Origin of the sequence: Shewanella sp. 2_MG-2023 (assembly GCF_030548905.1) — a bacterium.
GTDB lineage: Bacteria > Pseudomonadota > Gammaproteobacteria > Enterobacterales > Shewanellaceae > Shewanella > Shewanella electrodiphila.
This window is the reverse complement of sequence record NZ_JAUOSO010000047.1, coordinates 1-1,051: the sequence shown is the minus strand read 5'-3', so window position 1 is coordinate 1,051 and position 1,051 is coordinate 1. Positions and strand designations below refer to the sequence as shown.

General features: G+C 36.7%; 1 protein-coding gene and 1 pseudogene. One reads left to right on the top strand and one right to left on the bottom strand.

Going from position 1 to position 1,051, the window contains the following annotated elements; genetic code table 11:
• Window positions 1–199 precede the first annotated feature (199 nt).
• The gene (locus Q4600_RS21100; protein WP_303518501.1) at window positions 200–340 is read left to right on the top strand and encodes a hypothetical protein; all 141 of its coding nucleotides are present in this window, start codon (window positions 200–202) and stop codon (window positions 338–340) included.
• 297 nt (window positions 341–637) lie between these two features.
• Here the strand turns inward: Q4600_RS21100 and Q4600_RS21095 are convergent.
• Window positions 638–1,051 (bottom strand): annotated as a pseudogene (locus Q4600_RS21095) (hypothetical protein); the annotation flags it as partial.

Here is a 1,051-nt window from a genome sequence, read left to right as displayed (position 1 = left end):
CTGGTCAGCCATTGTTAATTAGATCGTCTAAAAACTATAGATTAGAGTAATTACTTCAAACTTTGATAGTTATTTATTTTTCCCCTGTTAGTATGCGCTCCCTTCAATAACTAACGACTGAAATAAACCATAGTGGGTTAGTTAAGGCTTTGTGGCCACATGGAAGCATTTTATTCAGTAAATTTTTTGAGGCTAAGTAATGAGCGAAGTAGAAGTGTTTCTCGACATGTTCTTAAATGAAAGTGGAATGATGATGTTAGGGATCATTGGTTTTTATGCACTTTGCTTATCGTTAGTTTGTCTGTTTTGCGATAAAAACAAACTGCAAAATACCCATTAGTAACTTTCTCGTGTTAACTGTAACACTGAAGGTTATGGCCTCTACGCCTAGATAACAGACTAATTGGTTAGCTAAGATTAGTGTGGTTTAGCAGAGCCTGCTGATAGCAACTGTCTACTTAAACCACTTGTGACATCTCTTTATAAAATCACCATATAAATATCTATTTCGCCCCCAGTAAATACAGAAGATTTTAACGCATTGAAAGCCTGTTCTGTTTAAAAGGTAAACTTACTGCTTTACTCAGCTTCATCATTGAAGTGCGTTAAGCTGTAATATACTTGACTAAAACTTGCCTTAATTTACTGGCACATCCAATAAAATCACTTCACTGTCTTCTAAGACTTCAATAGTGATTGTTTTTTGAAGTGTCACTTCAGCCCCATCACCTTTTTGCATGACGACTTCTGTTTGATCATCAATAACTTTAAAGCTACCTGAAGATGCCAACACATACATTTGTTGCTCAATTTTTTGAGTAAATCGGGTTCCTTTTTTAAGTACTCCGCCATATACCCGGGCTAGCTGATTAATAAACAGCGCGCTACCTTCATCTTCAGGGAATCCAGATACTAATAATGGCAGTCCGTTTGTGTTGTTCTCATTGCTGAATTGTTTAGTGTCCCAACGAGGCTCCACGTTACGCTTATTAGGCTCAATCCAAATCTGATAGAAAGTTAGTGGATCTTTCGTCAAATTATATTCCGAGTG